This is a genomic window from Lactiplantibacillus daoliensis (assembly GCF_005405005.1).
GTDB classification, from domain to species: domain Bacteria; phylum Bacillota; class Bacilli; order Lactobacillales; family Lactobacillaceae; genus Lactiplantibacillus; species Lactiplantibacillus daoliensis.
In genome coordinates, this window is record NZ_BJDH01000004.1 from 222,172 (window position 1) to 239,712 (window position 17,541).

Genomic DNA, 17,541 nt, shown 5'->3' on the forward strand with positions numbered 1-17,541 from the left:
CTGACCTCATCCTTCCATCAAAAGTAATTCTGGATCATGCAACAATTGCTTCAATAAGTTCATCGCTTTTTGAGCGGTTGCACCATCGATTAAACGGTGGTCGAAACTTAAGGACAATTTTTGCATCTTACCAACGACAATTTCGCCATCATCGTTGACATATGGTTCTTTACCGATCCGACCAACACCTAAAATAGCAACTTCTGGTTGGTTAATAACCGGTGTAAACCAGCCGCCACCTATTGAACCAATGTTACTAATCGTAATTGAGGCACCACTCATTTCGTTGGCCTTCAATTTACCGTCGTAAGCTTTTTGCGTATTGTCAGTAATTTCCTTGGCAATAGCAAATAAACCTTTACCTTCGGCATGCTTGATATTTGGTACTAACAAGCCTCGATCAGTGTCCGTTGCGACCCCAATATTGTAGTAATGCTTGTAAACAATTTCTTTGTTAGCATCGTCAATTGACGCATTGAATTCTGGGAATTGTTGCAACACTGCAACCAAAGCCTTGACAAAGTATGGCAAGAACGTCAAATGAATATCACGATCTGCAGCAATTGTCTTGTACTTCTTACGATGATCCATCAAAGCTGTCACTTCAACTTCATCAAATAAGGTGACATGTGGTGCGGTGTGCTTACTATTAACCATGGCTTTCGAGATGGCCTTCCGAATTGGCGTCATCTTTTCGCGGGTTTCTAACTCTGGTGTGTCAGAAACGTATGGTTTAACTGGTTCTGGTGCTGGAGCAGCTGCGGGTGCGGCCGCTTGAGCAGCAGGCGCAACTTGTGAACCGGTTGCTGCGGGTGCGCCAGTATAATTGTCAATATCTTGTTTCGTGATCTGACCATGAGCACCAGTGGCAACGACTTGTGAAATATCAATATCTTTGTCACGTGCATATTGCCGAACTGATGGCATCGCTAAGATCCGTTTGTTTGGATCAGCTGGTGCAACGGGTGCACTGGCCGCAGGAGCTGGTGCGGCTTCTGTCGCAGCGGGTGCTGGTGTAGCCGGTTTGTCAGCGGTTGCATTTTCAGCCGGTGCCGCAGCGGGTTCTGCATTATCTCCAGAACCATCATCAATTTCCACGATGACGTCACCGATTTTAGCAGTTTCGCCTTCTGGAACTAAGATTTTTACAATTTTCCCATCAACAGGTGATGGTAATTCTTCAACAGATTTATCGTTTTGAATCTCAACTAGAGAATCGTCTTCCTTGACTTGATCGCCAGGTTTAACGAGCCAAGTGGCAATTTCGCCTTCTTCTAGGCCTTCGCCAAGCTCTGGTAATTTAAACTCGTAAGCCATTGGATAACTTCCTTTCATTGCAACCAACTATTGGTTGTTTTCGATGCGCAAAATTTTTAATAGTTTAAAATTTCACGGGTTTTTGCTTCAATTTCATCTTCGGCAGGTAGCCAGTCGTCTTCAGCCAACCCGAATGGATAAACCGTATCTGGAGCTGAAACTCGACCAACTGGTGCACTCAAGTATAAAGCACCTTTTTCAGCAATCAGTGAGGCCACGTTAGCAGCAATCCCTGCTTGACGTTGGGCTTCTTGAATCGCGACTGCCCGGCCTGTCTTCTGAACAGACTTCAAAATGGTGTCTTCATCGAGTGGTGACAAAGTCCGCAAATCAACGACTTCAACTGAAATGCCTTCTTTTTCAAGCTTTTCAGCAACTTTCAAAGATTGATTGACTTGAGCACTATAAGCGATCAACGTAATGTCGGTCCCTTCACGGACAACGTTAGCTTTATCCAACGGTACCGTGTAAGCTTCATCTGGAATGTCAGCTTTCATTGACCGGTATAACTTCAAGTTTTCTAGGAAGAAAACTGGATCGTTATTCCGAATTGATGAAATAAGTAATCCTTTTGCATCATATGGGTTAGATGGTGTAACCACCCGCAACCCAGGGATTTGTGCTAAGTAACCTTCCAACGAATCGGCATGCATTTCTGGTGTATGAGTCCCACCACCATAAGGTGACCGAATGGTGATTGGCATATGACGTGTGCCGCCAGTCCGGAAACGTTCACGTGACATTTGACCAGCAATTGAATCCATCGTTTCAAAAATGAAACCTAAGAATTGAATTTCTGGAACGGGACGGAAACCTTCCAAAGCTAACCCAATGGACAAGCCACCAATACCAGATTCAGCTAAAGGTGTATCGAAGACCCGATCTTCACCAAATTCAGCTTGAAGACCATCAGTTGCCCGGAAAACCCCACCGTTTTTACCAACGTCTTCACCAAAAATTAACGTCTTTTCGTCAGACCCTAATTCTAATCGAAGTGCATCGGTAATCGCTTGAATATATGTTTTCTTTGACATGTTACTTCGACTCCTTTGCTTGGTATTCCGTAATTTGTTGTTGAATGTTTTGTGGCTTTTCTTCAAAGACATTCTCCAAGAATTCGGTCATTTTTTGCTTAGGTGCTTCATCCGCTTGTTTAACAGCGGCTTTAATGTCTGCTTTAACTTGTTCAACATACTCATTTTCAAGATCTTCAGACCAAACACCTTGATCTGTAAGGTACTTGCGATAACGAATTAATGGATCATTGTCAAACCATGGTTGTTCTTCTTCCTTAGTCCGGTAACGTTTAGGATCATCACCAGCATTGGTATGTGGTCCGAAACGATAAGTTAAGGTTTCAATCATCACAGGACCATTGCCAGCAGCAGCGTATTCCCGTGCAGCCTTGGTGACTTCATGGACAGCTAAGAAGTCCATCCCATCAACTTGAACACTTGGGATCCCAGCAGCAACCGCTTTTTGCGCCAAAGTCTTGGCAGCAGTTTGCTTGCGACGTGGGACAGAAATAGCATAACCATTATTTTGGACGATGAAGACTGCTGGTGCTTGGAAGGCACCAGCAAAGTTCATTCCTTCATAGAAGTCCCCTTGCGATGTCCCACCATCACCGGTATAACTATAGGCAACTTTATCTTCAGTGCCATTCTTCTTGATCCCGAGTGCAACCCCGGCAGCTTGAATATATTGTGCACCGATAATAATTTGTGGTGGCATTGCGTGCAAGTCTTCTGGGTATTCATTACCCAAGACATGACCACGTGACCATAAGAAAGCTTTGTAAACAGGTAAGCCATGTTGAATTAATTGTGGAATATCACGATAAGCCGGCATTAAAACGTCGGTAGACTTCATCGCGGAATTACTCCCCATTTCACTAGCTTCTTGACCTTCTGTTGGAGCATAGAAGCCAAGGCGACCTTGACGAGTCAACGCATTCGAGCGCTGGTGCAAAGTCCGTTCCCAGATCATCAGCTTCAGAAAATCGACTAATTGATCATTTGAATATTTAGAGACAATTGCTTGGTTGACGACGTTAGCTTGACCATCGATCACTTGTACTGGTTTGAAATCTTTTCCAAGTGCATCCCGGATCGCACCAAAATCAACAATTGGTTTTTCGTTGTCCATAAATGACACATCCCTTTCATGAACGTACAGACTCGATGATTAGCCATCGGTCCGTAATCGTTTTCATAATCACAAGTCTAATTTACCATTGGTTTTCAATTTTTGCAAGCCCTTTCAAATCGCTAAATAACAGCTTTTCACTCAAAAATGATTGTGAATGTTTTCATTTGTAATGTGAGTTGACTTTCATACTTTTTCGAGAATCATTCTACATTTTCATTTTTAGTTATGCTAAACTTATTTGGAGGATTGAACTGCTTGTCAGTTCGGATCGTAGAATTTGTTTTGGAGGTAATTTAGGTTGATTAAGATGAGAGATATCATCCGCGAAGGTAACGACACATTACGCGCGGAAGCCAAGCCAGTTGAATTCCCATTGAGTGATGCTGACCAAACGTTAGCTAACGACATGATGGCTTACTTGGAAAATAGCCAAGATCCTGAATTGGCCAAAAAATATGGCCTGCGTGCTGGGGTCGGTTTAGCTGCACCACAAGTAGACGTTTCTAAACAAATGGCCGCCGTGCTAGTCCCTGCAGAAGACGATAGTAACAAACCCATTTTTAAAGATGTCATCATTAACCCAGTCATCATCAGTCACTCGGTTCAAACCGGTGCCTTAACTGAAGGTGAAGGTTGTTTATCCGTTGATCGTGACATCTCTGGCTACGTTATTCGCCACGACCGGATTACATTACGCTACTATAATATGGCTGGCGAGCAAAAAAAGATTCGCTTGAAGAATTACCCAGCCATCGTTTGCCAACATGAAATCGATCACTTACATGGCATCCTGTTTTATGATCATATCAACAGTCATAATCCATTTGCCGCTGAAGATGACCTCGTATTAATTTCGTAATTGCCAAATAAAAAAGCTTAGACCGCAAATGGCCTAAGCTTTTTTATTTGGCTTCATGATTCAAGCGCCGTAAATCTTCCAAATATTCTAAGGTGGCTTCATTCATTAAATAAGCGACATCTAGATGTAGTTGCCCATCACGTAACCAAGTGTCCGTCACGCGTAATGCTGGGCCAGCGTTTTGATAAGCAGCAACCCGCTCGTCGCGAGCATAAACTTGTAGTTGATTATTCAGGAGCCGACGTACCTCTGCCAAATCCGCAGTCAACATTCCCGGCGCGTCAATCACATACTCAAACGCCATCACGCCACGGCCCCAAACATCCGCAACCGGCACCGAATGGAGTTCGCCACCAACTTGCTGCGCTTTCGACACACTACTTAATTTGGCCAAGCACACCACCATTGCTTGGTCGACTGTTCGTTGGCCACCTAGCCTAATTTTCAACGCCGTCCGTTTCAAAACTTGTCGGCGCAAGACTTCATATACACTGACGGCTAAGATTAACCCAATCAGTATGATTAGCCACTTACCCATTAGACATCCCTCACATTTATTGTACTTTTTTTCACAAAACGGCTTTATGCGTCCAAATTATTCTGTTATTAGCATAGCATGTTTAATAAAAAAATTTACACCAGACCAACTCATTTTTGAAGAAAGTTAACATTGTATACACCTCCGTCAAATTATGCTAAAATGAAAGATAATTGTTGTGTTTACACAACCTGGTGTACGGATCAAACTTTTATTTTTGCTACTACTTAGACTTTCAGTTCTGAGTAAATATTTTTATAAGGAGTTTTGTTAATGATTTACAAAGTTTACTACCAAGAAACCAAAAAACGGAACCCACAACGCGAAAACACGCACTCACTTTATCTCGAAGCTGAGACTGAAGTTGATGCCCGCGCTCTGGTCGAAGACAACACTGAATTCAACATTGAATTTATCGAACCGTTAGAAGGTCACTTCTTGGATTACGAACAAGAAAATCCAGAGTATCAACTAACGGAGTTTAATAAATGAAACGGTTAAACGTCAAAAATAACGAAACCGCTGTTTTTGCAGTCGGCGGTTTAGGAGAAATTGGGAAAAATACTTATGGTATCCAATTTCAGGACGAGATTATTCTGATCGATGCTGGTATCAAGTTCCCTGAAGACGAACTTCTCGGAATTGATTATGTTATCCCAGATTATTCTTATCTAGTTGCAAATCAGCAAAAAATAAAAGCATTGGTGATTACGCACGGACACGAAGATCACATTGGTGGAATTCCTTTCCTACTCCAACAAATCAACGTGCCAATCTATGCCGGTCCCCTAGCCTTAGCCTTGATTAAAGGTAAGCTGGAAGAACATGGTCTCTTGAAGACGACCGAATTACACGAAATCAACGAAGATTCAGTGTTGAAATTCCGTAAAACGCGCGTTTCCTTCTTCAGAACGACTCACTCAATTCCAGATACGCTAGGGATTGCCGTCCAAACACCACCTGGTACCATTGTGGAAACCGGTGATTATAAGTTCGATCTGACACCCATTACGAATCAGCCACCGAACTTGCAACGCATGGCACACCTCGGCGAACGAGGCGTGTTGGCGTTGCTATCTGATAGTACTAACGCTGAACGACCAATCTTTACGAAGTCAGAACGCTGGGTTGCACAATCAATCCGACACATCTTTGAAGGCGTGGAAGGCCGCATTATTTTTGCCACCTTCGCTTCCAATATTTCTCGGATTCAAGAAGCAGCTCAAGTGGCACTGGAACACCATCGTAAAATTGCGGTCTTTGGTCGCAGTATGGAAGCGGCAATCGTTAACGGACGTGAACTGGGATACTTAAACATTCCAGATGAAGCCATCGTTGACGCTAACGACATCAAGTCATTACCCGCCAACAAAGTCATGATTTTATGTACCGGTTCTCAAGGTGAACCGATGGCTGCCCTTTCACGGATTGCCAACGGGACTCATCGTCAGATCTCAGTTCAACCTGGTGATACCGTCATCTTCTCAAGTTCGCCGATTCCCGGGAACACGCTCAGCGTGAACCACGTCATCAACGAACTTGAAGAAGCTGGTGCACATGTCATTCATGGTAAAGTCAATAACATCCATACTTCCGGTCATGGTGGCCAAGAGGAACAAAAACTAATGCTTCGTTTGATGAAGCCTAAGTTCTTTATGCCAATTCATGGGGAATACCGGATGTTAAAGATTCATACCGAGCTAGCTGAACAATGTGGCGTGCCATTAGACCACAGCTTCATCCTGGAAAATGGTGATGTGCTTGCCCTAACTAAGGATTCTGCCCGAGTTGCTGGCCATTTTGGTGCTGGCGACGTTTATGTTGACGGTTCTGGAATCGGTGATATTGGCAACGTTGTGTTACGGGATCGCCAAGTTCTTTCAGAAGAAGGCTTGGTTGTCGTCGTGGCAACAATTGATCTTAAGAAAAAAGAAATTCAAGCTGGTCCAGATATTCTCTCGCGCGGATTCGTTTACATGCGTGAATCTGGCGACTTAATCAATGAGGCTCGCCGTCATGTCTTCCGTACCATTCGTCGGAAGATGAAGAGCGACAAAGCCAGTGAGGCGACCATTCGTAACGCGATTATTGATGACCTACAAAGTTTCTTGTTCGATAAGACTGAGCGGCATCCAATGATTTTACCGATGTTAATCATGAATTAATCACCTGCCGGAACGATCCTGTTCCGGCTTTTTGTGGTGTAAGGGTCAGTTAACTGTTGGCCCGATCTTAGTGAGGTGTAAATTTGACGACTGAATACGACATTATTATTAATGAGTTGGCTGGATCTGGCCAAGGTAAGACGGTTTGGGAAATCGTCAAACCCCTGCTCGAACAACGCCAAATCGTTTTTGAGTCACGGGTGTCGGAATATGCCGGCCATACCACTCGCTTGGCAACCCGATTCGCCGAAGCGCGGCGTCAGTCGACCAAAAACATCACCACCGTCTTATTAGTCATTGGTGGTGACGGAACCTTGAATGAAGCGCTCAATGGTTTAATGCAAGTGCCAAGTAACGATCCAATGCCACTCGCCTATATTCCTGCTGGTTCAGGAAATGATTTTGCAAGAGGCTTAGGCATGGCAACCGATCCAGCAATCGCACTCGCACAAATTCTCAACAACATGCGAGCGCGACCACTCAGTATCGGTTACTATCATGAAACTTTAAAAAACGACCATCGCTATTTCGTCAATAATGTGGGCATTGGCTTTGATGCTCAAATCGTCGATGATACTAATCGGAGCAAGAAAAAAGGCAAACTGGGACATTGGGCATATTTAAGCAATGCACTCAAAGCCTATTCTCAACAAGAGGGTTATCCCCTCACCGTGCACGTGGGACGCGAGCGTGACCAGTATCGGCATGCTTTTCTTTGTACCGCTTCAAATCATCCTTATTTTGGTGGCGGGGTCAAAATTTTGCCACAAGCCAATATTCATGATCACCAATTAGAGCTGATTGTGATTGAAGAACCACATTGGTGGATTATTTTATGGTTGTTCCTCCTATTACTGATGGGTGGCCGGCATTTAAATTCACGGTTTGTGCATCATTATCGTAGTGACAAGCTTCATCTACTGGTCAATTCCGTCGAAGTTGGCCAAATGGATGGTCAAACGATTGGTAATCGTAATTACGATCTATACCTTTCTACCCAAACCTATCCATTTTGGATTGACACCAGTATTCATGATCATCATTAAACACAAAAAGGCGTTCCAACTCGTAACTGAAGTTACAGGTTGGAACGCCTTTTAACTGACTTTTAGTCTTCAGAAGCATTAATTGCTTCGAGCAGCATATCAAGCTGTTCACATTTTTGGGAAAGATGACTGACCCGCTCTTGCAAGTGCGGATAGATCGTAATCACCCGTGAGCGATCCCGTTGACGCATCGCCAACCCCTTCAAACGATCTAGTTCCGTATTCGCCTGTTGGTATTCTTCCAGGATCTCAAATCTGTTACTCACTTAAAACACTCCTTCAAAACAATTATCTGTGATTAATAAAAAAACAGCAGAATTAATATAACACAATTCCAAGCATTAATAAATCACAAAACACGAAAACAGCCAAGCTAGCCCACTAAACGTAGGAAGCTGGCTGTTAACGTGAACAAAAAACTTAATTATTTAACGGTACCGGCGAAACTTGGCATAAAGTCAGAAGTAATGGATTGAACTTTAACGTTCTGACCTTCAGTTGGAGCAGCGACGAACTGATTGTTACCTAGATAAATCGCATCATGATAGGTTGCACCAGCTGCACCCCAGAATAAAATATCCCCTGGTTGGGCATCTGCTACTGAATGCTTTGAAACAAAGTTTTCTTGCGCAACCGTATTGTGTGGCAAAGTAATGCCAGCTGCATGCTGATAAACGTAAGCAACTAACCCAGAACAATCCATCCCAGATAATGTCCCGCCAGCCCAAACATATGGAATGTTAGCCTGTGCCAATTGCAGTGCCAAACCTGTGACTGAGCCGGAACTCAAATTGGCATTATTATTGGTTGATGTACTGCTACTATTGTTATTAGTGGCAGTTGAATTGGCCTGTGATGCTGACGACGTTGCTGCAGAAGTTGTACTGCTCGTTGCAGCTGATGAGTTGCTTTGAGAAGCCGTACTTGTGCTACTTTGGCTAACAGCATTGCTTGTGTTACTTTGTGACGCAGTCGAATTACTTTCACTGGCAGCCGTACTACCTTGACTCGCAGCAGACGAAACTTGGGTGCTTGAGTCACTGGTTGCTTGTGATGAAACCGTACTGCTACTTTCGCTAGTGCTTGATGCAGCAGGTGCATAGGCAACTTCATGCAGAACTGTTGAGCTCTCTTCGGTTGAAACGGCGCTCGCACTCGTTGTTGTGCTTGAAGAAGCTGAAGCAGTGCTGACGGAATCCTGAACTTCCGTACTTTCGCTAGCGGTTGAACTTGACGCGCTGGATGCACTAGCTGCCTCATCAGTAGTTGCAGCAGCACTCGTTGCTGGCTTGGATGTTTCAGTCGTTTGAGTTGCTTTGGCAGTACCAGAAACTTGAAGATTTTGACCAACAACGATCAAATCACTCGACAACCCGTTGAGCTTTTGTAAGTTCTGAACTGACATTTGATACTTAGCTGCTAAATCCCATAAAGTATCGCCAGCTTTTACGGTATATGTACCTTTTGCTGCTGATGATGAGGATTCACCACTAATTTGTAACTTTTGACCCACGAAAATTAAATTGGAATTACCATTAAGAGCCTTTGCATTTAACTTTTCAACACTCTTAATCGAGACACCATGTTGCTGTGCGAGGCTCCAAACCGTATCGTTTTGTTTAACGGTAACTGAAGCAGCATTGGCAGCTTGTCCTGTGGCAAGCAATAAACCAACGGCACCAACCGTACCGGCTAGAACCTTGCCCGTTGTATGTGCTTGTGACATTAAGTTCACTCCTTTAGTGAAATTGAAACTCTCTTACCTGTAATATGATAATAACTAGCTGTGGCATACAGACTTCTTAAGAAAATCTTAATAGCTTAGATAAATCATAACTTCATTGTAGCACATCTTACGAAAATGCAAACCAGAATCACTTATTTTTTTATGAAACTGTGTGTTTACTTTGAAAACTAGTTGTTAACACCAAGCTTGGCTGTATTCCCGTCAAATCAATGTTTACCTGGATTGTCTTTTGACAACAATTTGGTAGGCCAACTTTTAACAAGATCAACGAAAACGGTACCAGCATTCAATTAATTAAGCCTTACCAATTTTATTAAAAATTAATATAAAAAAAACAAGCTCCAATTAAGGAACTTGCTTGTCAAAATACTTAAATTTTTGGATCAAATAAACTATCGACTGGTTGTTGCTCATGAACTAATTTAATTGCATCACCCAACAACGGTCCCACTGAAAGCTGAACTAACTTTCCAAACTGCTTGGCCGCCGGAATCTGAATGGTATCCGTCACGATGACTTTTTCTAAATCAGAGGCTTGTAATTTTTCTGGCGCATCTTGTGAGAAGATCGCATGGGTGGCACAACCATAAACTTTGGCAGCACCCGCCTGTTTCAGGGCAGTGGCCGAAACGTCAAAACGCGTCCCCGTATCAATCATGTCATCAATCACAATGGCAATCCGTCCTTGAACATCCCCAATAATACTATTTGGAACCATATTATCATTGTCCGGGTGGCGATTATCAATGATTGCAATTGGTGCCCCTAATAATTCTGCCATTTTTCGTGCCCGTGAAACACCCGCATGATCCGGCGAAACAACCACTAGATTATCCGTAATACCACGGTCTTTGAAGTAACCCGCTAGAATCGGTGCGGCTAACAAATGATCAACTGGAATATCAAAGAATCCTTGAATTTGAGCTGCGTGCAAATCAATCGTTAAAATTCTGGTAGCACGATCTTTTTCCAACAACGTCGCAATTAGCTTAGCCGTGATTGGTTCACGTGACCGAGCCTTACGATCTTGACGTGAGTAGCCATAATAAGGAATAACCACGTTAATCTCACTGGCACTGGCACGGCGTAACGCATCAATCATAATCAACAATTCAAGAATAGTATCATTGACGGGTTCCGAGATCGATTGAACAACAAAGACTTCCGCACCACGAATGCTTTCTTCAATATTAATTTGAATTTCACCGTCGCTAAACCGTTTCACAGAACTCTTACCCAAAGGAATTCCAACCCGTTCCGAAATCTTCTTCGCTAACGGTAAGTTAGAATTTAAGGCAAACAATTTTAGTTTGGCACTTGATTCATCTACTGACATAACAACCTCCAGAAAATAGTTTCATGACATATATATTTTAATTATAGCAGTATCCCACATGATTGACAGATAAAAAAGACCAGCCTTAAGCATCAACTTAAGGTTGGCACTCATTTGGTGTTAGCAAGCAACTACGAAGCAGACGATTGGGTCATGAAATCAGTTGGCTTAATCCCCGCCATCCCAATCATCGGATCAACTTGCCCACTCCGGACTAATGCTGGTGTCAGCTGTTGTGGTCCCGCCGATACCGTTGTTGGCGCTTCTTCGTCAGCTGTAACATTAGCTAGCTGTGAGCGCTCACTCGAGTCAGCACTCGCTGACATTGCGGTTTCAGGCGCCGGGGCAGTCGTCTCAGTTTCACCAGTGAAGACCTGTTGCAATCGTTTCGTTAATGTCGTCAGTCGATTGACAGATTCATTGGTTACGCTACGTTCAAACGACTGCTCATCACCTAATAAGATCAACATTTGCTCAGCACGCGTCACTGCTGTGTAAAGTAGATTCCGTTGCAGCATTCGTGAAAATTGAGGCACTAATGGTAAGACAACCATTTTGAACTGGCTCCCTTGCGATTTGTGGATCGACATGCTGTATGCGAGTGTCAAACGGTTCCAATCGGACTTCTGATAAGTAACTTCGTTTTGTTCAAAGGCAATCGTGATTTGGTCTTTCTTAGATTTGTTGTGCGGATCAGCCGCCAAATCAATCCCAACAATTTTACCAATGTCACCATTGAAGACATTATCTTCTGGGGCATTCACTAATTGAAGAACTTTGTCACCCACCCGAAACTGTTGATTATTATAGGTTAACTGTTTTTGGCGTTTTGACTTCAGTGGATTAAAAATACCTTGGACCGTCTTATTTAGCTGGTCAATTCCCGCCGCCCCACGATACATGGGAGCTAGAATCTGTACATCGTCCGCTGAGAATCCTTTGGCCTTGGCTTTTGAAACCACCTGTTCAATGATGTGATTCACTTGAAACGCATTGCAAGCGATGAACGATCGGTCAGGCTGATTCTTGCGAAAGTCTGCTGGTAAATGACCATTTTTGATGGCATGCGCTAACGGGATAATACTCGAATCATCATCTTGACGATAAATCGTGTTTAACTCAATTTGCGGAATTTCTGGACTTTGTAATAAATCATGAAAGACTTGCCCCGCGCCAACCGATGGCAGTTGATCCTTATCACCCACCAAAATAACTTGCATGTGGCTCGGCACAGCTTTGAGTAACAGTCGGAACAATGAGGTATCGACCATCGACATTTCATCAATGATCAAAATACCACCTTCCAAATCTTTCGTCGGCATCTCGGGATCATCATCACGACCAGTTAAGCCCAACAAACGATGAATTGTTCCGGCGGGTAAACCAGTCGTTTCTGCCATCCGTTTCGCGGCCCGACCAGTCGGTGCCGCCAGCAAGATTGGAAATGTCTTATCTTTATACTCATTCAAATCGAGTGAAACATCATGCAGTTCGGCGAACAGTGCCACCAAGCCACGAATAATAGTCGTTTTACCGGTCCCAGGACCACCGGTTAAGAGAAATAGATGTGACGTGATTGCCGACTTTAAGGCCTGAGTTTGTGACTCATCATAAGTTAAATTGCTTGCCTTAGCGACATGGGCAATGGCCCGATCGACACTTTTCGCGGTTAAATTGCCATCATTATCTGCATCGTGCAGTCGCTTCAAGTGTTCGGCAATCCCCCATTCTGCTTCATAGAGATTGCGTAAATAAATTCGATTTTCTTCGCCGACAACCTTGTTTTCCTTGGCTAATGTGACTAATTGATCAGCCAACTTTTGTGGGTCAATCGCCGTATGACGTGAACTTTCCAGTAATTGTAACGTTGACGTGATCAGTGGCTTGGCGGTCGTATAAGTATCCCCATTCTGAGCACAACTTTCGGTAATTTGGGTCAGCAATGCCGCCCGCAACCGACTATCGGCCTGCGGGTCAATTTTCAATTGGGCTGCAATTTGGTCAGCCTTCTTGAAACCAACTCCCTTGATGTCTGCGACTAACCGATAGGGATCCCCTTGAATGACCTGTAGCGTGTCACCTTGATATTTGGCGTAAATTGCTGCGGCCAAGCGACTCCCAAACCCATAGGCATTCAAACCAATAATCGTTTGTTCCAACCCATTGTTTACTCTTAAAGTATCCAGCAAAGTTTGTCGGACTGAAGCCCGCAAACCAATCGGCGTTAGCACCTTCGGATCTTCCAGGATTTTATCGATAGCGTTTTCACCGAGGGTATCGACAATCCGTTCAGCGGTTCTCCGGCCCAGTCCAGGAAAATCATTGCCTGCTAGATAGGCAATCAAGCCGCTACGTGAAGTGGGTGTTTCATTTTGATAATTGTCAGCTTGAAATTGCGTCCCATATTTAGGATGACGCACAGTTTTACCCGTAAACTTGTAAGTGGCTTCTTCTTGAATGTCGGCAAAGCTGCCGGTCACGACCATTTCATCCTCGGTCCAATCAATATTTTGCTCACTGACTTTGACCAATAACACTTTATAAAAACTATCCGAACTACTAAAAAAAACGGCCGCGACTTTACCCACAATAAAGTGAGTAACCGTTTGACCATTAAAATCATCCGGAAATAAATTAGGTTCTGTTGCCGGCACCGAAGTCCCTCCTCACTATGATTTAGCTGACTCATCTGCCGACCCACTTTGGGCCGCCAGCATTTTTTCAATGTCACTTAATTGTTGTTGATGTTGTTTAAAATAGGTTGCATCCACCTTTTTGGCAGTCACAAACAAATTAGCATACGGTTTTCCCAAGACCATCGCGGTCAACCCAGCATTAAAATAGGCGGCGCCTTGAGCAGGGTCGAGTTTGATGACCTTTTGATAATAGTCATATGCCTGTTGATTATTGCCTAACGCAAGTAATATATTTGCAACTAACAAGTTAGCGGCTGGCAACTCTGGTTGAGCTTCTTGAGCTGTCAGTGCCCACACGAGTGCATGCTGGTAATCTTTTTTCGCCATCAAAGTCTGGCCCATCATTAAATACGCATCTGCTTGTAACTTTGGATCCGTTATTTTTTGATAAGTGGTCAACGCACGATCATAATCTTCTGCCTGATAATAGACATTTCCTAAAGCATAGCTCAATAAATTGTTGGCCTTGGGTTGGTGGTTAAAAAGTCCCAGGGCTTTCATGGCTAGTGCTTCTGCTTGTTCTTAATCTTGCCCCGCGGTCAATAACACCGTCAGCTCGTAATAAGCCTGATAATCGTCTGGCTGCGTGGTAATCTTTTGCACGAGCTCATGAACTAAGGCTTGCTGTTCAGCCTTGCTGGGACGTTTGTTTGATTCAGTTGTCACCATCATCCCCCATTTCTAAATTGTATCACTAGGATCTGGCCGTCGGGATAAGTACGACGTATCGTTCCAAAGCAATAGCTTATAACTCTTACCGCGATCTCGGGTCTCTAACATTGTCGTACTCGTATTGGACAAACCGCCACGCGCCCGCAAAGTCGCTAGGGTTGCCCCCAACATCGTATTAACTAACGCATTCAATGCTGCGCCATGGCTGACAATTAACACGTTATCTTCACGCCGGGGGTTGGCCGCAACAATCTCTTGAATCGCGGGTAACATCCGTTTGACTAATTGTTGAAAGCTCTCCCCTTGAATCGCAGTGGGATCATATTGGTCTGGGTGGTTACGAAAGGCGTCAAATTCAACCGGATATTTTGCTTGCACATCCGTAAACGCCATCCCTTCCATTTTTCCAAGATTAAATTCACGCAGCCGGCTCAAAATCGAGACATTCAAATCAGGCTGGTCCAGATCTTGCTTCAAGGTCATTGCCGTGTCACGCGCACGTTTCAACGGACTAGCATAAATATGACTGAAATGGATTGGTTGCAGCGCTGCCGCCAATTGATGAATTTCCTCATAACTCGCTGGTAATAATGGTGAATCACCTTGTGAGCCTTGATAACGTCCTTCCAGATTCCATTCGGTTTTACCATGCCGTATAAATAGCAATTTTGTCAAAAGATTACTTCCTCGTCTTGGCCGCCAATCGACCGTACAGTTTACTTTCTATTATGCCAGTTATTACCTTTTTTTTCAAAAGGACCATTTCTACTCGGCTAAATTTAAATTATGTAAACTAGACTCGTTCTCAGCAAAAAAAGTCTAGGTCACCCCAGACTTCCAAACTGTCTCATTTTTTCAATGCTTCGTCCAACCCTTCGACCCCTTTAATGGGACCAACGACGGTCAAAACATCGTGTAAGGCCATCATATCCGTTGGTTGTGGTGAGACGTTGATCTTACCCTGATGCTTAATGGCAATCACCGTCAACCCAAACCGTTCCCGTAAATTCAGTGCAATCAAATTTTGATCTACAAAATTTGGATCCGTAATTTCAATGGCTGCTAGCGTGTATTCATCACTCAGATCGATAAAGCTGAGAATATGATTCGACAACAGCTTGCGTACAATGCTGTGCCCCATATCACGCTCCGGGAAGACCACTTGATCGGCGCCGACACGTTCCAGCACGCGACCTTGGTCACTCGTTTCCGCCTTCGCAATCACTTTTTTGGCGCCTTGTTCCTTACTTAGCATGGTCGTCAAAATACTGGCTTCCATATTATTACCGATCCCGATAATGACATAGTCAAAGGTATCGATATTTAATTCACGTAATACCGCTTCATCACGCGTATCCGCAATCAGTGTCTGGGTGGCAACTTCCATCAGCTCATTGACTGGTTCCTCATTGATATCAACGGCCAAGACATCCTGATGGGCATCGACCAATGTCCGCACAACGCTTTGACCAAACCGACCCAAGCCAAATACTGCAAAACTTTTCTTCATCTTAGTGACTCCTTAACCAATCAAAATATTTTCAGCCGGATAGCGAATTAAGTTAACTTTTGCTTGTCGTTTAGAAAGGGCATACAGTGAGGTGAAAATACCCACCCGACCGATGAACATCAACAACATGATGACCAACTTGCCAACCACCGTTAAATGTGGGGTCAAGCCTAGACTCAAGCCAACGGTTCCAAACGCGGACAACACTTCAAAAACCACATATTCAAGTCCAAAGCCCTGGGGAATCTTTTCCGTTTGCGTGAGTATCAAAGTCGCCACTGAAATCACAATACTTGCCAAGAAGACCAGTAAGAGCGCGCGACTAATGTTGGCCTGGCTAAACCGACGATGACTGAATTCGACATCTTGTTTTCCCCGCAACTGGGCAATGCTTTGAAACATCAGCACACCAAATGTGGTTGTCTTGATCCCACCGGCAGTTGAACCAGGCGTCCCACCAACAAACATTAACACCATGATAATAAACAGGCTCCCAGCTTGGAGTTTTGCAGTGGGCATCGTGATCAACCCCGCTGTACGTGGCGTAACACTCAAGAACAACGTGTTGATGGTCCGATTAAACCAAGGGGTTCCGGCTGGCAACAACTTTAAATCCCGCTCCGTGATCAACAGCAACACAAACCCTAATACAAATAAACTAATGGTTGTGAACAGCGTCAACTTTGAGTTTAACGACAACCGTTTTCGTTCGTGGAACAACAACAAGTCCCGCCAAACGAGAAAGCCTAAGCCACCGGCAATGACTAAAATCATTGTCACAATTAGGACATACGAATCACTTCGAAAATCCATCAGACTATTCCCAAAGACATCAAAACCCGCATTACAAAACGACATGACCGCATGATATAGGGACACGTACAACCCACGTCCCCAACCAAACCGTGGCACAAAATCAACTGCTAACAACCCTAGACCACCTAATTGAAATAACAACGATAAGCCAATCACGTAACGCATGACACTCTTAGTATCACTTAAATTTTCTAGATTCAAGGACTCCTTGACCATGAGCTGCGTGGACAACCCAATATTGCGCCGCATAATGTTGAACAATAAAACAGCAAAGGTCATATAGCCCAGTGCCCCAACTTCCGACAAGCCTAAGATCACGACCTGACCAAATGTCGACCAATGTGTTGCGGTATTAACCACCGTGAGCCCGGTAATACAAGTCGCCGAAGCCGCCGTAAATAAGACGTCAATAAAGCTACTATGCGTCCCAGCCGGAGTTGCAATCGGCAAACTTAATAGGATCGTGCCAATCACGATTAAAACGACAAAACCCGCGACCATCTTTTTAGATAACGTATCAAAAAACTTAAATTGCTTTAATTTCTGCATAAACTGCCAGTCCCATATCCGTTCTTTTCTATTAGCTTAAGCAACCTCCGACCGAAAAGCAAGCCCGATTGCTGTTTTCATCGCTTTTAAACACAAAAAAGCCACTAGCATTCAACAGTGAATTGCCAGTGACCCTCTG

The 17,541-nt window shown here is 44.0% G+C and carries 17 protein-coding genes; 4 read left to right on the plus strand and 13 right to left on the minus strand.

The window, feature by feature from the left end; translation table 11 throughout:
• Positions 1-6: 6 nt before the first annotated feature.
• The 3 genes from FFM64_RS06895 to pdhA are packed head-to-tail and all read right to left on the minus strand — an operon-like array spanning position 7 to position 3,465.
• Positions 7-1,317, minus strand: a complete 1,311-nt coding sequence (locus tag FFM64_RS06895) for a 2-oxo acid dehydrogenase subunit E2 (protein ID WP_137607335.1) — start codon at positions 1,315-1,317, stop codon at positions 7-9.
• Between the two features lie 56 nt (positions 1,318-1,373).
• Positions 1,374-2,351, minus strand: coding sequence for an alpha-ketoacid dehydrogenase subunit beta (locus FFM64_RS06900; RefSeq protein ID WP_137607274.1), 978 nt, complete (start codon positions 2,349-2,351; stop codon positions 1,374-1,376).
• Position 2,352: 1 nt separating this feature from the next.
• Positions 2,353-3,465, minus strand: coding sequence for a pyruvate dehydrogenase (acetyl-transferring) E1 component subunit alpha (gene pdhA / locus FFM64_RS06905; protein WP_137607275.1), 1,113 nt, complete (start codon positions 3,463-3,465; stop codon positions 2,353-2,355).
• Between the two features lie 301 nt (positions 3,466-3,766).
• Here pdhA and def point away from each other — a divergent pair, with 301 nt between their 5' ends.
• Entirely contained in the window at positions 3,767-4,327 is a 561-nt protein-coding gene (def, locus tag FFM64_RS06910) for a peptide deformylase (protein WP_137607276.1), read from the plus strand.
• Between the two features lie 43 nt (positions 4,328-4,370).
• Here the strand turns inward: def and FFM64_RS06915 are convergent, their stop codons facing one another.
• Positions 4,371-4,865 (minus strand): hypothetical protein, encoded by a 495-nt coding sequence (locus FFM64_RS06915; protein ID WP_137607277.1) that lies wholly within the window; start codon positions 4,863-4,865, stop codon positions 4,371-4,373.
• A 273-nt stretch (positions 4,866-5,138) separates the two neighbouring features.
• On the opposite strand from FFM64_RS06915, the gene FFM64_RS06920 reads away from it, so the two are divergent.
• The 3 genes from FFM64_RS06920 to FFM64_RS06930 all read left to right on the plus strand — a co-directional run bounded on the left by FFM64_RS06920 (position 5,139) and on the right by FFM64_RS06930 (position 8,076).
• Positions 5,139-5,357: a DNA-directed RNA polymerase subunit epsilon gene (locus tag FFM64_RS06920; RefSeq protein WP_137607278.1), complete on the plus strand. Its 219-nt coding sequence runs from the start codon at positions 5,139-5,141 to the stop codon at positions 5,355-5,357.
• On the plus strand, positions 5,354-7,030 hold the full coding sequence (gene rnjA / locus FFM64_RS06925; protein ID WP_137607279.1) for a ribonuclease J1: 1,677 nt from the start codon (positions 5,354-5,356) through the stop codon (positions 7,028-7,030). The genes FFM64_RS06920 and rnjA overlap by 4 nt, the downstream gene beginning before the upstream one ends.
• 83 nt (positions 7,031-7,113) lie before the next feature.
• The gene (locus FFM64_RS06930) at positions 7,114-8,076 is read left to right on the plus strand and encodes a diacylglycerol/lipid kinase family protein (RefSeq protein ID WP_137607280.1); all 963 of its coding nucleotides are present in this window, start codon (positions 7,114-7,116) and stop codon (positions 8,074-8,076) included.
• A 62-nt stretch (positions 8,077-8,138) separates the two neighbouring features.
• Here the strand turns inward: FFM64_RS06930 and FFM64_RS06935 are convergent, their stop codons facing one another.
• The 9 genes from FFM64_RS06935 to FFM64_RS06970 all read right to left on the minus strand — a co-directional run bounded on the left by FFM64_RS06935 (position 8,139) and on the right by FFM64_RS06970 (position 17,402).
• Positions 8,139-8,342 (minus strand): hypothetical protein, encoded by a 204-nt coding sequence (locus FFM64_RS06935; protein ID WP_137607281.1) that lies wholly within the window; start codon positions 8,340-8,342, stop codon positions 8,139-8,141.
• A gap of 158 nt (positions 8,343-8,500) precedes the next feature.
• Complete coding sequence (locus FFM64_RS06940) at positions 8,501-9,802, minus strand: C40 family peptidase (protein ID WP_137607282.1); 1,302 nt, start codon at positions 9,800-9,802, stop codon at positions 8,501-8,503.
• Positions 9,803-10,193: 391 nt separating this feature from the next.
• Positions 10,194-11,159: a ribose-phosphate diphosphokinase gene (locus FFM64_RS06945; RefSeq protein WP_137607283.1), complete on the minus strand. Its 966-nt coding sequence runs from the start codon at positions 11,157-11,159 to the stop codon at positions 10,194-10,196.
• A 131-nt stretch (positions 11,160-11,290) separates the two neighbouring features.
• Complete coding sequence (recD2, locus tag FFM64_RS06950; protein ID WP_137607284.1) at positions 11,291-13,813, minus strand: SF1B family DNA helicase RecD2; 2,523 nt, start codon at positions 13,811-13,813, stop codon at positions 11,291-11,293.
• A gap of 15 nt (positions 13,814-13,828) precedes the next feature.
• Complete coding sequence (locus FFM64_RS06955) at positions 13,829-14,356, minus strand: tetratricopeptide repeat protein (RefSeq protein WP_223876920.1); 528 nt, start codon at positions 14,354-14,356, stop codon at positions 13,829-13,831.
• A 21-nt stretch (positions 14,357-14,377) separates the two neighbouring features.
• Entirely contained in the window at positions 14,378-14,521 is a 144-nt protein-coding gene (locus FFM64_RS12380) for a hypothetical protein (RefSeq protein WP_223876921.1), read from the minus strand.
• Between the two features lie 15 nt (positions 14,522-14,536).
• Positions 14,537-15,202 carry a histidine phosphatase family protein gene (locus FFM64_RS06960; protein ID WP_137607285.1) on the minus strand — a complete coding sequence of 222 codons (666 nt, stop codon included), beginning with the start codon at positions 15,200-15,202 and terminating at the stop codon, positions 14,537-14,539.
• 172 nt (positions 15,203-15,374) lie between these two features.
• Entirely contained in the window at positions 15,375-16,037 is a 663-nt protein-coding gene (locus FFM64_RS06965) for a potassium channel family protein (protein ID WP_137607286.1), read from the minus strand.
• Positions 16,038-16,049: 12 nt separating this feature from the next.
• Entirely contained in the window at positions 16,050-17,402 is a 1,353-nt protein-coding gene (locus FFM64_RS06970) for a TrkH family potassium uptake protein (RefSeq protein ID WP_137607287.1), read from the minus strand.
• Positions 17,403-17,541: the final 139 nt, after the last annotated feature.